The 11,903-nt window shown below is 73.4% G+C and carries 15 protein-coding genes and 1 riboswitch; of the genes, 8 read left to right on the top strand and 7 right to left on the bottom strand.

Features of this window, described 5'->3' with window-relative positions; translation table 11 throughout:
• Nucleotides 1-1,115: biotin synthase BioB (gene bioB / locus CCN29_RS30015; RefSeq protein ID WP_086685679.1), on the bottom strand; the 1,115-nt coding region annotated here is incomplete at its 3' end.
• Between the two features lie 147 nt (nucleotides 1,116-1,262).
• Between bioB and CCN29_RS30010 the strand changes: the two genes are divergently transcribed.
• Entirely contained in the window at nucleotides 1,263-2,390 is a 1,128-nt protein-coding gene (locus CCN29_RS30010; protein WP_006135236.1) for an 8-amino-7-oxononanoate synthase, read from the top strand.
• Between the two features lie 100 nt (nucleotides 2,391-2,490).
• Here the strand turns inward: CCN29_RS30010 and CCN29_RS30005 are convergent, their stop codons facing one another.
• Both CCN29_RS30005 and CCN29_RS30000 read right to left on the bottom strand, forming a co-directional pair.
• The gene (locus tag CCN29_RS30005) at nucleotides 2,491-2,715 is read right to left on the bottom strand and encodes a DUF397 domain-containing protein (protein WP_031059652.1); all 225 of its coding nucleotides are present in this window, start codon (nucleotides 2,713-2,715) and stop codon (nucleotides 2,491-2,493) included.
• 9 nt (nucleotides 2,716-2,724) lie between these two features.
• On the bottom strand, nucleotides 2,725-3,585 hold the full coding sequence (locus CCN29_RS30000) for a helix-turn-helix domain-containing protein (RefSeq protein WP_086685677.1): 861 nt from the start codon (nucleotides 3,583-3,585) through the stop codon (nucleotides 2,725-2,727).
• Between the two features lie 212 nt (nucleotides 3,586-3,797).
• Here CCN29_RS30000 and CCN29_RS29995 point away from each other — a divergent pair, with 212 nt between their 5' ends.
• On the top strand, nucleotides 3,798-4,271 hold the full coding sequence (locus tag CCN29_RS29995; protein WP_031016390.1) for an ATP-binding protein: 474 nt from the start codon (nucleotides 3,798-3,800) through the stop codon (nucleotides 4,269-4,271).
• Between the two features lie 171 nt (nucleotides 4,272-4,442).
• Here CCN29_RS29995 and CCN29_RS29990 read toward each other — a convergent pair whose 3' ends face one another.
• The 3 genes from CCN29_RS29990 to CCN29_RS29980 all read right to left on the bottom strand — a co-directional run bounded on the left by CCN29_RS29990 (nucleotide 4,443) and on the right by CCN29_RS29980 (nucleotide 6,412).
• Nucleotides 4,443-4,916, bottom strand: a complete 474-nt coding sequence (locus CCN29_RS29990) for a C40 family peptidase (protein ID WP_006135232.1) — start codon at nucleotides 4,914-4,916, stop codon at nucleotides 4,443-4,445.
• 4 nt (nucleotides 4,917-4,920) lie between these two features.
• Nucleotides 4,921-5,119: riboswitch (cyclic di-AMP (ydaO/yuaA leader) on the bottom strand.
• A gap of 344 nt (nucleotides 5,120-5,463) precedes the next feature.
• Nucleotides 5,464-5,769, bottom strand: coding sequence for a hypothetical protein (locus tag CCN29_RS29985; RefSeq protein ID WP_006135230.1), 306 nt, complete (start codon nucleotides 5,767-5,769; stop codon nucleotides 5,464-5,466).
• 7 nt (nucleotides 5,770-5,776) lie between these two features.
• On the bottom strand, nucleotides 5,777-6,412 hold the full coding sequence (locus tag CCN29_RS29980; RefSeq protein ID WP_086685675.1) for an ATP-dependent Clp protease proteolytic subunit: 636 nt from the start codon (nucleotides 6,410-6,412) through the stop codon (nucleotides 5,777-5,779).
• Between the two features lie 64 nt (nucleotides 6,413-6,476).
• Between CCN29_RS29980 and CCN29_RS29975 the strand changes: the two genes are divergently transcribed.
• Nucleotides 6,477-6,764 carry a type II toxin-antitoxin system Phd/YefM family antitoxin gene (locus tag CCN29_RS29975; protein WP_086685673.1) on the top strand — a complete coding sequence of 96 codons (288 nt, stop codon included), beginning with the start codon at nucleotides 6,477-6,479 and terminating at the stop codon, nucleotides 6,762-6,764.
• A gap of 121 nt (nucleotides 6,765-6,885) precedes the next feature.
• On the opposite strand, the gene CCN29_RS29970 is transcribed toward CCN29_RS29975, so the two are convergent.
• A complete protein-coding gene (locus tag CCN29_RS29970; protein ID WP_086685671.1) occupies nucleotides 6,886-7,887 on the bottom strand; it encodes a hypothetical protein in 1,002 nt (333 codons plus the stop codon).
• Between the two features lie 103 nt (nucleotides 7,888-7,990).
• On the opposite strand from CCN29_RS29970, the gene CCN29_RS29965 reads away from it, so the two are divergent.
• From CCN29_RS29965 to CCN29_RS29945, 5 genes are all read left to right on the top strand, one after another.
• Nucleotides 7,991-8,620: a TetR/AcrR family transcriptional regulator gene (locus tag CCN29_RS29965; protein WP_006135225.1), complete on the top strand. Its 630-nt coding sequence runs from the start codon at nucleotides 7,991-7,993 to the stop codon at nucleotides 8,618-8,620.
• A 135-nt stretch (nucleotides 8,621-8,755) separates the two neighbouring features.
• Nucleotides 8,756-9,058 carry an urease subunit gamma gene (locus tag CCN29_RS29960; protein WP_006135224.1) on the top strand — a complete coding sequence of 101 codons (303 nt, stop codon included), beginning with the start codon at nucleotides 8,756-8,758 and terminating at the stop codon, nucleotides 9,056-9,058.
• 13 nt (nucleotides 9,059-9,071) lie between these two features.
• Nucleotides 9,072-9,383: an urease subunit beta gene (locus CCN29_RS29955; protein ID WP_006135223.1), complete on the top strand. Its 312-nt coding sequence runs from the start codon at nucleotides 9,072-9,074 to the stop codon at nucleotides 9,381-9,383.
• Nucleotides 9,376-11,097, top strand: coding sequence for an urease subunit alpha (locus CCN29_RS29950; protein WP_031016402.1), 1,722 nt, complete (start codon nucleotides 9,376-9,378; stop codon nucleotides 11,095-11,097). Before CCN29_RS29955 ends, CCN29_RS29950 begins: the two co-directional genes overlap by 8 nt.
• The gene (locus CCN29_RS29945; RefSeq protein ID WP_086685669.1) at nucleotides 11,097-11,771 is read left to right on the top strand and encodes an urease accessory protein UreF; all 675 of its coding nucleotides are present in this window, start codon (nucleotides 11,097-11,099) and stop codon (nucleotides 11,769-11,771) included. The genes CCN29_RS29950 and CCN29_RS29945 overlap by 1 nt, the downstream gene beginning before the upstream one ends.
• Nucleotides 11,772-11,903 lie beyond the last annotated feature (132 nt).

Raw genomic sequence — 11,903 nt, 5'->3', positions numbered from 1 at the left:
CCGCCGCCCGCGTGGGACCCGCAGCCGCCGTCGGCGCCGTCGTGGGACCCGCAGCCGCCGTCGTGGGAGCCGCACGCCCCGCCGCCCGCGTGGGACCCGCAGCCGCCGCCTGCCCGGTGCTCGGGCAGGGTGACCTCCCCGGCGCCCTCCACCTCGAAGCCGGCGTCCGCGATCATCTCCAGGTCCGCCTTGCCGGCCTGGCCCTCGCTGGTGAGGTAGTCGCCCAGGAAGATCGAGTTGGCCAGGTGCAGCGCGAGCGGCTGCATCGTGCGCAGATGCACCTCACGGCCGCCGGCGATCCGCACCTCGACGTCCGGGCAGACGAACCGCACCATCGCCAGGATGCGCAGGCAGCGCTGCGGCGTCAGGTTCCACTCCTTGGCGAGCGGGGTGCCCTCGAACGGGATCAGGAAGTTGACCGGCACCGAGTCCGGGTCCAGCTCACGCAGCGAGAACACCACGTCGACCAGGTCCTCGTCGGTCTCGCCCATGCCCGCGATCAGCCCGGAGCAGGCGGACAGCCCGGCCGCGTGCGCCTTGCGGACCGTGTCGACCCGGTCGGCGTAGGTGTGCGTGGTCGTGATCTCGCCGTACGTCGACTCGGACGTGTTGAGGTTGTGGTTGTAGGCGTCCGCGCCCGCCTCGCGCAGCCGCTCCGCCTGACCGTCGGAGAGCAGGCCCAGACAGGCGCACACCTCGACGTCCTCGTTCTGCTCCTTGATGGCCTTGATGGTGTCGGACACCCGGTCCACGTCCCGGTCCGTGGGCCCGCGGCCGCTCGCCACCAGACACACCCGCTTCGCCCCGCCGGCCAGCCCGGCGGCGGCGGCCCGGGACGCCTCGTCCGGCTTCAGCCACGTGTACTTGAGGATGTCGGCCTTGGAGCCGAGCCGCTGGGAGCAGTAGGAGCAGTCCTCGGGGCACAGCCCGGACTTGAGGTTGACCAGATAGTTGAGCTTCACCCGGCGGCCGAACCAGTGCCGGCGCACCTTCCCGGCCGCCGCCACCACGTCGAGCAGTTCGTCGTCGGACGTCGCGAGGACGGCCAGCGCCTCGGCCCGTGTCGGCGTCTCGCGCCGAAGCCCCTTGTCCACCAGCGTGTTCAGCAGGTCCATGAGAGCCGATCCTGTCCTACCGGGCCCGTCCGGGCCAAGGAGACTTCGTACAACAGAGCCGTCCGGCGGTGTGGGTATCACCACACCGTGGCGCGGGCGGCCTGCCGCTAATGTCTGTGCACTGCCTACAAAATCCGTGGAGGACCCATGGCGTTCGGCTGGATCGACGAGCAGGCGGAACTGCGACGCAGGGCCGGGCTCGTCCGCACCCTGCGCCCCCGGCCGGCCGGCACGCCGCTCCTGGATCTGGCGAGCAACGACTACCTGGGCCTCGCCCGCCATCCCGAGGTCACCGAGGGGGCCGCGCGGGCGGCCCGCACCTGGGGCGGCGGCGCGACGGGTTCCCGGCTGGTCACCGGCACCACCGAGCTGCACGCCGAACTCGAACGCGAACTGGCCGACTTCTGCGGCTTCGAGGCGGCCCTGGTCTTCTCCTCCGGCTACGCGGCCAACCTCGCCGCCGTCACCGCCCTGGCCCCGCACGGCTCGCTGATCGTCTCCGACGCGGGCAACCACGCCTCGCTGATCGACGGCTGCCGGCTGGCCCGGGGCGCCACGCAGGTGGTGGCGCACCGCGACCCGGACGCCGTGCGCAAGGCGCTGGACGGCCATGAGGGGCCCGCGGTGGCGGTGTCGGACACGGTGTTCTCGGTGGACGGCGACGCGGCTCCGCTCGCCGCGCTGGCCGAGGCGTGCCGGGAGCACGGCGCGGGCCTCGTGCTCGACGACGCGCACGGGCTCGGCGTGCTGGGCGACGGCGGCCGGGGCGCCCCGCACGCGGCGGGGATCGCGGGCGCGGAGGACGTCGTCGTGACGGTGACGCTGTCCAAGTCGCTCGGCAGCCAGGGCGGTGCGGTGCTGGGTACGGGCCGGGTGATCGCCCATCTGGTCAACGCGGCGCGGACGTTCATCTTCGACACCGGTCTGGCCCCCGCGGCGGCGGGCGCGGCCCTGTCGGCGCTGCGGCTGCTGCGGCGCGAACCCGGGCGTGCGGCGCGGGCGTCCGAGGTCGCGCGCGAGCTGCACGCCCGGCTGACGGCCGTGGGTCTGGAAGCGGTGCGTCCGGACGCCGCGGTCGTCTCCGTGCGCGCTCCGTCCCCGGAGCAGGCCGTGGGTTGGGCGGCCGACTGCCGGGCGGCCGGTCTGTCCGTGGGCTGCTTCCGTCCTCCTTCCGTGCCTGACGGCGTCTCACGGCTCAGACTGACCGCCCGGGCGGACCTGTCCGGGGCGGAGATCGAACGCGCTGTACGGGTGATCGGCGACACGCGGCCATGAGTCGGCGGGGCACGGCCGTGCGTCGCGCGGGACACCGGTGGTCGGCCGGACCGGCAGCGAAGGCCGGACGGTCCGGGTCAGGGGCATGGACGGGGCCGGATCAGTGGACCGCCGTCACGAAACGCGCCCAGGCGTCGGGGGAGAAGAGCAGTGCGGGCCCCTCGGGGGCCTTGCTGTCGCGCACGGCGAGCAGTCCGGCCGACGGGCCGGCGGCCGGCCGGGCCGTCTCCACGCAGTTGTTCGCCCCCGTGCTGTAGCTGCTGCGCAGCCACCGCACATCGCTGAGGACGAGGCTGGAAGGGATGGTCCGAGGCGGTGCGGGCATCGTGCCTCCTTATACGCCGGCCGCTGCGCCGGCGATGTATTCCGACGATTCCTCGGGTGAGAGGGCGTGGCTCGCCAGGGCCTCGAAGGCCTCCGAGTACGCCCGGAGGTCTTCTTTCCGTTCCAGGTAGTGACTAGTCGTCAAGTGGTCGAGGACCACCACATCCAGGTCAGAAGTGCGCGGAAATGAAAAGATGACGAAAGGACCCGTCACGCCGATGTGCGCCCCCGCGCGGAACGGCAGCACCTGCAACCGGACTTGGGGCAGCCGGGACGCCTCCACCAGCCGCTCCAGCTGACGCGCCATCACCTCGAGACCGCCGACTTCCCGGCGCAGCACCGCCTCGTCCAGGACCGCCCACAGCTCCAGCGGCGGCTCGGCGCGCAGCACGTCCTGCCGTGCCAGCCGCACCTTCACGAGCGCGTCGAGCCGCTCCTGCGACACGCCCTCCGTGGCCGCCTCCGTCACCGCCCGCGCGTACGCGGGCGTCTGGAGCAGTCCCGGGACCACGGTGGTCTCCAGCGTGCGCATCGCGCTCGCCTGGGACTCCAGGCTGATGAAGTCCCGGTAGGCCGGCGGCAGCACCCCGCGGTACGCGTGCCACCAGTGGTGCCGCCCGTCGCGGTCGCCGGTGCCCGACAGCACCAGCAGCAACTCGCGCAACCGCGGGTCGTCCACACCGTAGACGTCGAGGAGTAACCGTACGTCGGCCGGTTTCGCCCCGCTCGTGCCCGTCTCGATCCGGCTCACCTTCGACTGGTGCCAGCCCGCCAGCCGGGCCGCGTCGCCGCTCGTGAGTCCGGCCGCCGTGCGCAGCGCGCGCAGTTCGGCGCCCAGTTTCCTGCGGCGCACCGCGGGACCGTGCTGCATGGGCCTCTCCTTACTCCGTCCGGGCCGCCCGGATACGGTCTCCCGTCGCAGAGTTCACCGCTTTGAGCGACAGATATATGCATATCTTGGTGGATCGCCGCACGGCACCCTGCGGTGATGGCACTCTGGCGGCGAAGCACCAGTGCGGGACCGTACTCGAACCAACCGCTCCGTGTCGGACTGCGGTCCCGTGGGAAAGGGACGACGTCGCCATGGCAGACCATCTGGAAGCATCCGTCACTCTGCCGAGCGATCCCGCCTCGGTCTCCGCCGCACGGACCCATGTGGCCGGTGCGCTGGCGGAATGGGGGCTGCCACCGGACGCCGAACTCTGCGACACCGTGCGGCTGATCGTCTCCGAGCTGGCGACCAACGCGGTGCAGCACACCTTCGGCCAGTCGCCCACGTTCACGGTGGACGTCGTCCTGGTCCGCGACGAGCGGGTGCACATCGGGGTGACGGACAGTCACCCCCGGTTCCCCAAGCGGCTGCCTGCGGCGGTGCAGCAGGACAACGGGCGCGGCCTGGTCATCATCCGCTGGCTGACCGCGGAGTGCGGCGGCCGGCTGAGAATCCGCCCCACCCGGGAGGGCGGCAAGACGGTCGCCGTCGAACTCCCGTGGCCCGGCGCCACGGACGCCCGGCCCGCGGAAACGGCCGTCGCGGCGGCGCGACAGGAGCCGTGACACCCCCTCGTACGCGAGCGCGCGGCTCCGGAGGATCGTGAGGGGCCCGGGGCGTTCCCGTCCCGAGGGCGAGGCCGCCGGGCCCCTGCGGGAGGCCGTGCGGGCGCCGGGCCCGCACGGCCGGAAGCGGCCCGGCGGCGGCGCTCCCGCGGGCGCCGCCGCCTCCGCCCGTCACTTCACGCGGCCGTACCAGACGCTCTTGGTCCAGATCTTCTGGAGCCGCACCACGTCCCCGGTCTTCGGGGCGTGCCAGATCTTGTTCTGACCCGCGTAGATCCCGACGTGGTACACGTAGCTGCCCGAGTGGAAGAACACCAGGTCCCCGACCTTACGGCTGCTCTTGGAGATGTGGCGCGTCTTGTTGTACTGCTGGGCGGCCGTGCGGGGGAGCTTCTTCCCCGCCTTCTTGAACGAGTACAGCGTCAGACCCGAGCAGTCGAACCGGTTCGGTCCGGTCGCCCCCCACTGGTACGGCGATCCCTTCTTGGACGCCGCGACCTTCAGGGCCTTGGTGCCCACGGTCGCCGCGGCGGCCTCCCCGGCCGCCCCCGGTACCACGATCGAGCCGCCCACGGCGGCGAGGGTGAGGGCCGAGGCCGTGCCGGCCCGGGCCATGAGAGACGGGACACGATTGAGCGCACTCATGCGCAACCCTTCGTCAGCCGCCTGTGAAGGATGACCTGTCGGATTCGGGCTGGCGAAGTAGCCCGGCCGCTTTCGCGGCTTCACCCCAAGGGCTGCTCGGAACGCGCATCGCGCACGTGCCGGCGACCCGTCGTGCTTGGGTCCTCCACTCCTGCCGATCCACTCCTGTCGACCGGTCATCCGCGCGGCGGCAGGACTCGGCGTCCGCCCGGATCGCCCCGCCGCGGCGGCGGGGTCTTGTCGTCAGTCAGGGATCTTGACCCATGGGGCGATCGATTTCCCAACGGAACGGGGGGTTTGTGTTGTTACTCACCACTCACCCGTTCGGGTGGACAGCCGTCCGTTCGAGTCGCCGTCAAGAGTGCCCGGGAGGCCAGGACCAGGGGTGGAATGGTCACGTCCGCCCCTCGGCGGGGCGGCGTGCGCAACTGCGACGGCTCCGAAAAAGGAGGTTCGTCTACGCCGGACGGGGGTAAGCCGTTCGGTCCGTTTCAACACGTCGCAGGGTGTGTCGTCGAGCGGGCCCGCCGACGCGGACCCGCCCGCGTCAACGGTCCGTCCGCGGCGGCAGCGTGACCCTGGCCGTACGCCGCTCGCCGTCGAGCACCCGCAGGGCGCGGGCCAGGGTCTCGGCGTGCAGATCGGTCTCGCCCCGACGGTGCATCAGGGCCAGCGCGTCGCGCAGCGCGACCGCCTTGCCGACCAGCGCCTGGGCCGCCCGCAGGCTTCGGTAGGTGTCGCCGCCCTGGGCCGGGTTGACCCGGCCGAGCAGGTCGACGGCCTCCAGGTAGCGGTCGATCAGCTCGGCCTCGGCCCGGGTCAGCGCGGGCAGCGGCGGCAGTTCCGGCAGCATGCGCGGCTCACCTCGCGCCGGTCGCGGTGCGGGCGTCCCGGTGGTGGGGCACGATCCGGTCGGCGAGGCCGTACTCCACGGCGGCCCGCGCGTCGAGGACCAGGTCCCGCTCGAGGTCCGCACGCACCCGGTCCGCCGTCCTGCCGGTGTGCCGGGCCAGCATCTCCTCCGTGCGGGCCCTGATCCGGGCCAGCTCGTCGGCCTGGATCGCCAGGTCGCTCGCGCTGCCCTCCACCGGCTCGGGCAGGGCGGGCTGACGGAGCACCAGCCGGGAGCCCGGCAGGACGTACCGCTTGCCGTGGGTGCCGGCGGCCAGCAGCAGCGCGGCCGTCCCCTCCGCGCGGCCCAGGCAGACCGTCTCGACGTCGCAGGAGACGTACGTGAGGGCGTCGTGCAGCGCGGACAGGGCGTGGAAGGGGCCGCCGGGGGAGTTGACGTACAGCGAGACGTCGCGGTCCGGGGCGTGGTGCTCCAGGTACATGAGCTGGGCCGTCACGTCGTTGGCCGCGGTCTCGTCGAGCCGCGTGCCCAGGACGACGATCCGCTCCTCGAGCAGCCGCGCGTACGGATCGGACGTCCGGTGCCCTGCTGCCGTGCGTTCGGTGAACTCGGGCAGGGCGTGGTGGGCGGGCGGTCGCGTCATGATGCCCTCCTGTCTCGTTGTCTGTAAAAAATGTACAGGACGTACGTGACGTTATGATGGCCGTATGGCTTACGAGATTCCGGTGACCCAGGCCAGGGCCGAGCTCGCCGACCTGATCAACCGCGTGGTGTACGGCGGTGAGCGGGTCGTCGTGACCCGGCACGGGAAGCCGCTCGTCGCCCTTGTCTCAGCCGACGACCTGCGACGACTCGACGAGATGAAGGACGTGCCGGAACCGGTGGAGGAGCCGGTGATCAGCACGGTGGCCGGTGTGCGCGACGTGGCGTCCGCCCCTCGCGAACGCCGCCGCTTCGGCATCGCGGCGGAACACCGGGGCCCGGCCCCCTCGTGATGCCGCCCGGGTCGGACGCGTGGACCCGGACCCGCCGCCCGGTCGCGCCCCGCACGCACACGGAACCGCGCACCCCCGTCCGCTACGGCGGGGGTGCGCGGTCGTTCCGTGTGCGGCCGGGTCAGCCGGCCATCGCCGGCTCACGCTCGGGCGTGTTCCGTGCCGGCGCGGTGCGCCCGCGCATCGCGTGGCCCACCAGCACCGCGCCGAGGCCCAGCACCGCCCACCACGTCAGGGTGAGCGCGGGACCGGTCGCCGCCGCTCCGTCGAAGTAGGGGACCGAGCGCAGCAGCGACACCCCGGCGCCCGGCGGCAGCCACTGGCCGATCACCCCGGCCGGCTCGGGCAGCATCTCGGGGGCGGACGCGGCGCCCGAGAACGGGTTGCCGATCAGCATCATCAGCAGCGCGCCGAGCCCCAGGCCGGGCCGCCCGAGCAGGGCCGCGAGGCCGGCGACCGCCGCGCTCACGGCCAGCGTGGCCAGGGCGAACGTGCCCGTCACCGCCCACCGGTCGCCCGGCAGGGCGTCCAGCCAGGTGTGCGCGAGGGCGGCGGCGACCACGCCGACCAGCGTCGCCGAGCCGGCCAGCGCGGCCACCGCGGTCAGGCCCCGCAGCCCCAGCAGCGTCACCGCGACGCCCGCGCCGATCCCGGCGAGCGCCAGGGGCAGCACGGTCGTGTTCAGCACCGCACCGCGCGGATCGCTCGCCGGGGCCGGCACCACGTCCTCGGCGGTGATCTCCTGACCCGCGGCCTGCGCCTGCTGCGTGACCGCCTGCTGGAGCAGCTGGGCCACCGCCGGGCTCGCCGCGGACGCGGTCAGCAGCTTCGGACCCTTCGGGGTGACCACCACCGCCCCGTACACCTCACGGCCCTCGATCGCGTCCCGTGCCTCCGCCTCGTCGGCGTACCGGTGGAGGTCGAACGCGCCCTCGCGCCGCTCCAGCTCCTGCGCGACCGGCGCCGTGGCGGCGGGCGGTCCCGCCACGCCGAGCGGCAGGTCGCGCGGCGCCGTGCGCGCCGCGGGCCAGGCGAAGGCCCATAGGGCCAGCGCCACCATGACCGGGATCAGCACCAGGACGGCCGCGACCCGGCGGTGTGCCGGCAGGGAGGTGGGGGACATGGGGGCTCCTCTAAAAAGAAGGATCGTTCGTTTTGGCCTCGTCCACACCGTCCCGCCATCCCGCTCCCTTGTCAAGAAGGAATGTTCGTTTTAGGTTGGCGGCATGGCTCGCGTATCCCAGGAACACCTCGACGCCCGCCGCCGGCAGATCCTCGACGGCGCCGCGGTCTGCTTCGCGCGCAACGGCTTCCACGCCACGTCGATGCAGGACGTGCTCAAGGCGGTGGACCTCTCCGCCGGCGCCGTCTACCGGTACTTCAGCGGCAAGGAGGAGCTGATCGCGGCCATCGCCGCCGAGGTGCTCGAGACGGTGCGCGACACCCTGGAGAAGTCCGCCCGGGAGAATCCGCCGCCCACCCCCGAGGTGCTGGTCCCGCGCGCCCTGGCCCAGATGCGGGAACTGCGCCCGGCGACCCTGGAGACGGGGGAGTGGCTGTTCCCGAGGCTGATGATCCAGGTGTGGACCGAGAGCACCCGCAGCCCGGCGCTGACGGCCGTACTGGCCGAGGGGTACGCCATGATCCGCGAGGCGTGGGGCGGCATGGCGCGAAGCTACCAGGACGCGGGACTGCTGCCCGAGGACGCCGACGTGGACGCGATGGCCCGCGCGATGATCGCGCTCGTGCAGGGATTCGCCGCCCAGATGGCCCTGTTCGGCGACATCCCGCCGCAGGCGCTCGCCGACGGCACGCGGGCCCTCATGTCGACACGCCGTGCCGCCGACGGCGCCTGAGCCGGGCCGCCGCGCGGTTAACGTCCTCGAAACGCCGCCCGGCTAGCCTCCGGGTCCACGCCACCGGGGATCCCTCCCGTGGCCGCGGCCACCGGGCCCCGCACGGCCCGGAGCGAGGACGGTGAGGTGGATGCCGTGCACCTGACCCCGCACGAGCAGGAGAGGCTGCTCATCCATGTGGCGGCCGACGTGGCCGCCAAGCGCAGGGAACGCGGTCTGAGACTCAACCACCCCGAGGCGGTCGCGCTCATCACCTCGCACATCCTGGAGGGCGCCCGCGACGGCCGGACCGTCGCCGAACTCATGGCGTCCGGACGGAAGGTGCTGACCAGGGACGACGTCATGGACGGGGTCCCCGAGATGATCCCCGACGTCCAGGTGGAGGCCACCTTCCCGGACGGCACCAAGCTCGTCACCGTCCACGACCCCATCGTCTGAGGGGAGAAGCGCCGTGACACCCGGAGAGATCCTGTTCGCCGAGGGCCCGATCGTCTACAACGAGGGCCGCGAAACCACCCGGCTGACCGTCCTCAACGCCGCCGACCGGCCCGTCCAGGTCGGCTCGCACTACCACTTCGCCGAGGCCAACCCGGGTCTGGAGTTCGACCGGGCCGCGGCCCGCGGCAAGCGGCTCGACGTCCCCGCCGGCACCGCCGTGCGGTTCGAGCCCGGCATCCCCGTCGAGGTGGGACTGGTGCCGCTGGCCGGGGCGCGGATCGTGCCCGGACTGCGCGGGGAGACGAAAGGCGCGCTCGATGCCTGAGATCTCCCGCGCGGCCTACGCCGACCTGTACGGGCCGACCACCGGCGACCGGATCCGGCTCGCCGACACCGATCTGCTCGTCGAGATCGAGGAGGACCGCTGCGGCGGCCCCGGACGCGCCGGTGACGAGGCGGTGTTCGGCGGCGGCAAGGTCATCCGCGAGTCGATGGGCCAGGCCACCGCCACCCGCGCCGACGGCGCCCCCGACACGGTGATCACCGGGGCGGTCGTCGTCGACCACTGGGGCGTGGTCAAGGCCGACGTCGGCATCCGCGACGGCCGGATCACCGGCATCGGGAAGGCCGGCAACCCCGACACCATGGACGGGGTCCACCCGGACCTGGTGATCGGCCCCGAGACCGAGGTCGTCGCGGGCAACGGGCGGATCCTGACCGCCGGGGCGATCGACGCGCACGTGCACTTCATCTGCCCGCAGATCGCCGACGAGGCGCTGGCCTCCGGCGTCACCACGCTGGTCGGCGGCGGCACCGGACCCGCCGAGGGCTCCAAGGCGACCACCGTCACGCCCGGCCCCTGGCATCTGGCGCGGATGCTGGCGGCGATGGAGGCGTACCCGCTGAACATCGGGCTGCTCGGGAAGGGCAACACGGTGTCGCAGGACGCCCTGTTGTCGCAGATCCGGGGCGGCGCCGTCGGGCTGAAGCTGCACGAGGACTGGGGATCGACCCCGGCCGTCATCGACGCCGCGCTGACCGCGGCCGACCGCACCGGCGTCCAGGTCGCCATCCACACCGACACCCTCAACGAGGCCGGATTCGTGGGCGACACGCTCGCCGCGATCGCCGGGCGCGGCATCCACGCGTACCACACCGAGGGTGCGGGCGGCGGGCACGCGCCGGACATCATGACCGTCGTCTCCCAGCCGCACGTCCTGCCCAGCTCCACCAACCCGACCCGGCCGTTCACCGTCAACACCGTCGAGGAGCACCTCGACATGCTGATGGTGTGCCACCACCTCAACGCCGCCGTGCCCGAGGACCTCGCCTTCGCCGAGTCGCGGATCCGGCCGTCCACCATCGGCGCGGAGGACGTGCTGCACGACCTCGGTGCCATCTCCGTCATCTCCTCCGACTCCCAGGCGATGGGCCGGGTCGGCGAGGTGATCGTGCGGACCTGGCAGACGGCCCACGTGATGAAGCGCAGACGCGGTGCGCTGCCCGGCGACGGGCGGGCCGACAACCACCGGGTGCGTCGCTATGTCGCCAAATACACCATCAACCCGGCGGTCGCGCAGGGCATGGCGGGCGAGATCGGCTCGGTGGAGAGCGGCAAGCTCGCCGATCTCGTCCTGTGGGAGCCGAAGTTCTTCGGGGTGAAGCCCCACCTCGTCCTCAAGGGCGGGCAGATCGCCTACGCGCAGATGGGGGACGCCAACGCGTCCATCCCGACCCCGCAGCCGGTGCTGCCCCGGCCCATGTTCGGAGCGACCGGCCGGGCGCCGGCGGCCAACTCGGTCAACTTCGTCGCACAGGCCGCCCTCGACGCGGGCCTGCCCGACCGGCTGGGCCTCGGCAAACGGTGGGCGGTCATCGACTCCACGCGCGCGGTGACCAAGGCGGACATGCGGGAGAACGACGCCCTGCCGGACGTGCGGATCGACCCCGACAGCTTCGCCGTACGCATCGGCGGGGAACTGGTCGAGGCGACACCGGCCGCAGAACTCCCGCTCGCCCAGCGCTACTTCCTCTTCTGATGTCCAGGGCAGCGCTGCTCGTCCTGGCCGACGGCCGGTTTCCCGCCGGCGGGCACGCCCACTCCGGGGGCGCGGAGGCCGCCGTCCACGCCGGGCGGATCACCGGGGCGGAGACCCTGGAGGACTTCTGCCGGGGGCGGCTGCACACCACGGGGCTGGTGTCGGCCGCGCTGGCCGCCTCCGCCGCGCTGGGCGTGGACCCGGCCGCCCTGGACGCGGCGGCCGACGCCCGCACGCCCTCGCCCGCACTGCGCGCGGCGGCGCGCAGGCTGGGCCGCCAGCTGCTGCGCGCCGCCCGCGCCACCTGGCCCGGCGCCGAACTCGACGCCCTGGCACGGAGGTTCCCGAAGGGCGCGCACCAGCCGGTGGTGCTGGGGGTGGTTGCGCGGGCGGCGGGCCTCGGCCCGGAGGACGCAGCGCACTGCGCGCTGTACGAGAGCGTGGGCGGTCCCGCGACCGCGACGGTACGGCTGCTGAGCCTGGACCCGTTCGACGCGACGGCGGTCCTCGCCCGTCTGGCGCCGGAGGCCGACCGCGTGGCGGAGACGGCCGTACGCGCGGCCCACCGGGCCACGACGGAAGGCGTCGACGCGCTCCCTGCGAGGTCGGCGCCCCTGCTGGAGCTCTACGCCGAGGCGCATGCGGCCCGCACGGGACGCCTGTTCGCGTCGTGACCGCCACCTGGGTCTCGGCCGGGCTCCCACTCCGCCGACGCCACCGGCGCCCGTCAGTCCGCCGGACCCGCGCGTTCGGGTCGCCGCCGGGTGCGGGTCGGCTGTTCGCGCGGTTCCCCGCGCCCCTGAGGG

Source organism: Streptomyces pseudogriseolus (assembly GCA_002154585.1).
GTDB lineage: Bacteria > Actinomycetota > Actinomycetes > Streptomycetales > Streptomycetaceae > Streptomyces > Streptomyces pseudogriseolus.
Note: the sequence above shows the minus strand (reverse complement) of the source record. Positions and strands in the feature narration are given on the sequence as shown.

Bases quoted from the DNA above. Each gene is read 5' to 3' on its own strand.
- CCN29_RS30010 (WP_006135236.1), top strand. From the start codon at position 1,263: ATGGCGTTCGGCTGGATCGACGAGCAGGCGGAACTGCGACGCAGGGCC.
- CCN29_RS30005 (WP_031059652.1), bottom strand. From the start codon at position 2,715: ATGCCCGCACCGCCTCGGACCATCCCTTCCAGCCTCGTCCTCAGCGAT.
- CCN29_RS30000 (WP_086685677.1), bottom strand. From the start codon at position 3,585: ATGCAGCACGGTCCCGCGGTGCGCCGCAGGAAACTGGGCGCCGAACTG.
- CCN29_RS29995 (WP_031016390.1), top strand. From the start codon at position 3,798: ATGGCAGACCATCTGGAAGCATCCGTCACTCTGCCGAGCGATCCCGCC.
- CCN29_RS29990 (WP_006135232.1), bottom strand. From the start codon at position 4,916: ATGAGTGCGCTCAATCGTGTCCCGTCTCTCATGGCCCGGGCCGGCACG.
- CCN29_RS29985 (WP_006135230.1), bottom strand. From the start codon at position 5,769: ATGCTGCCGGAACTGCCGCCGCTGCCCGCGCTGACCCGGGCCGAGGCC.
- CCN29_RS29980 (WP_086685675.1), bottom strand. From the start codon at position 6,412: ATGACGCGACCGCCCGCCCACCACGCCCTGCCCGAGTTCACCGAACGC.
- CCN29_RS29975 (WP_086685673.1), top strand. From the start codon at position 6,477: ATGGCTTACGAGATTCCGGTGACCCAGGCCAGGGCCGAGCTCGCCGAC.
- CCN29_RS29970 (WP_086685671.1), bottom strand. From the start codon at position 7,887: ATGTCCCCCACCTCCCTGCCGGCACACCGCCGGGTCGCGGCCGTCCTG.
- CCN29_RS29965 (WP_006135225.1), top strand. From the start codon at position 7,991: ATGGCTCGCGTATCCCAGGAACACCTCGACGCCCGCCGCCGGCAGATC.
- CCN29_RS29950 (WP_031016402.1), top strand. From the start codon at position 9,376: ATGCCTGAGATCTCCCGCGCGGCCTACGCCGACCTGTACGGGCCGACC.
- CCN29_RS29945 (WP_086685669.1), top strand. From the start codon at position 11,097: ATGTCCAGGGCAGCGCTGCTCGTCCTGGCCGACGGCCGGTTTCCCGCC.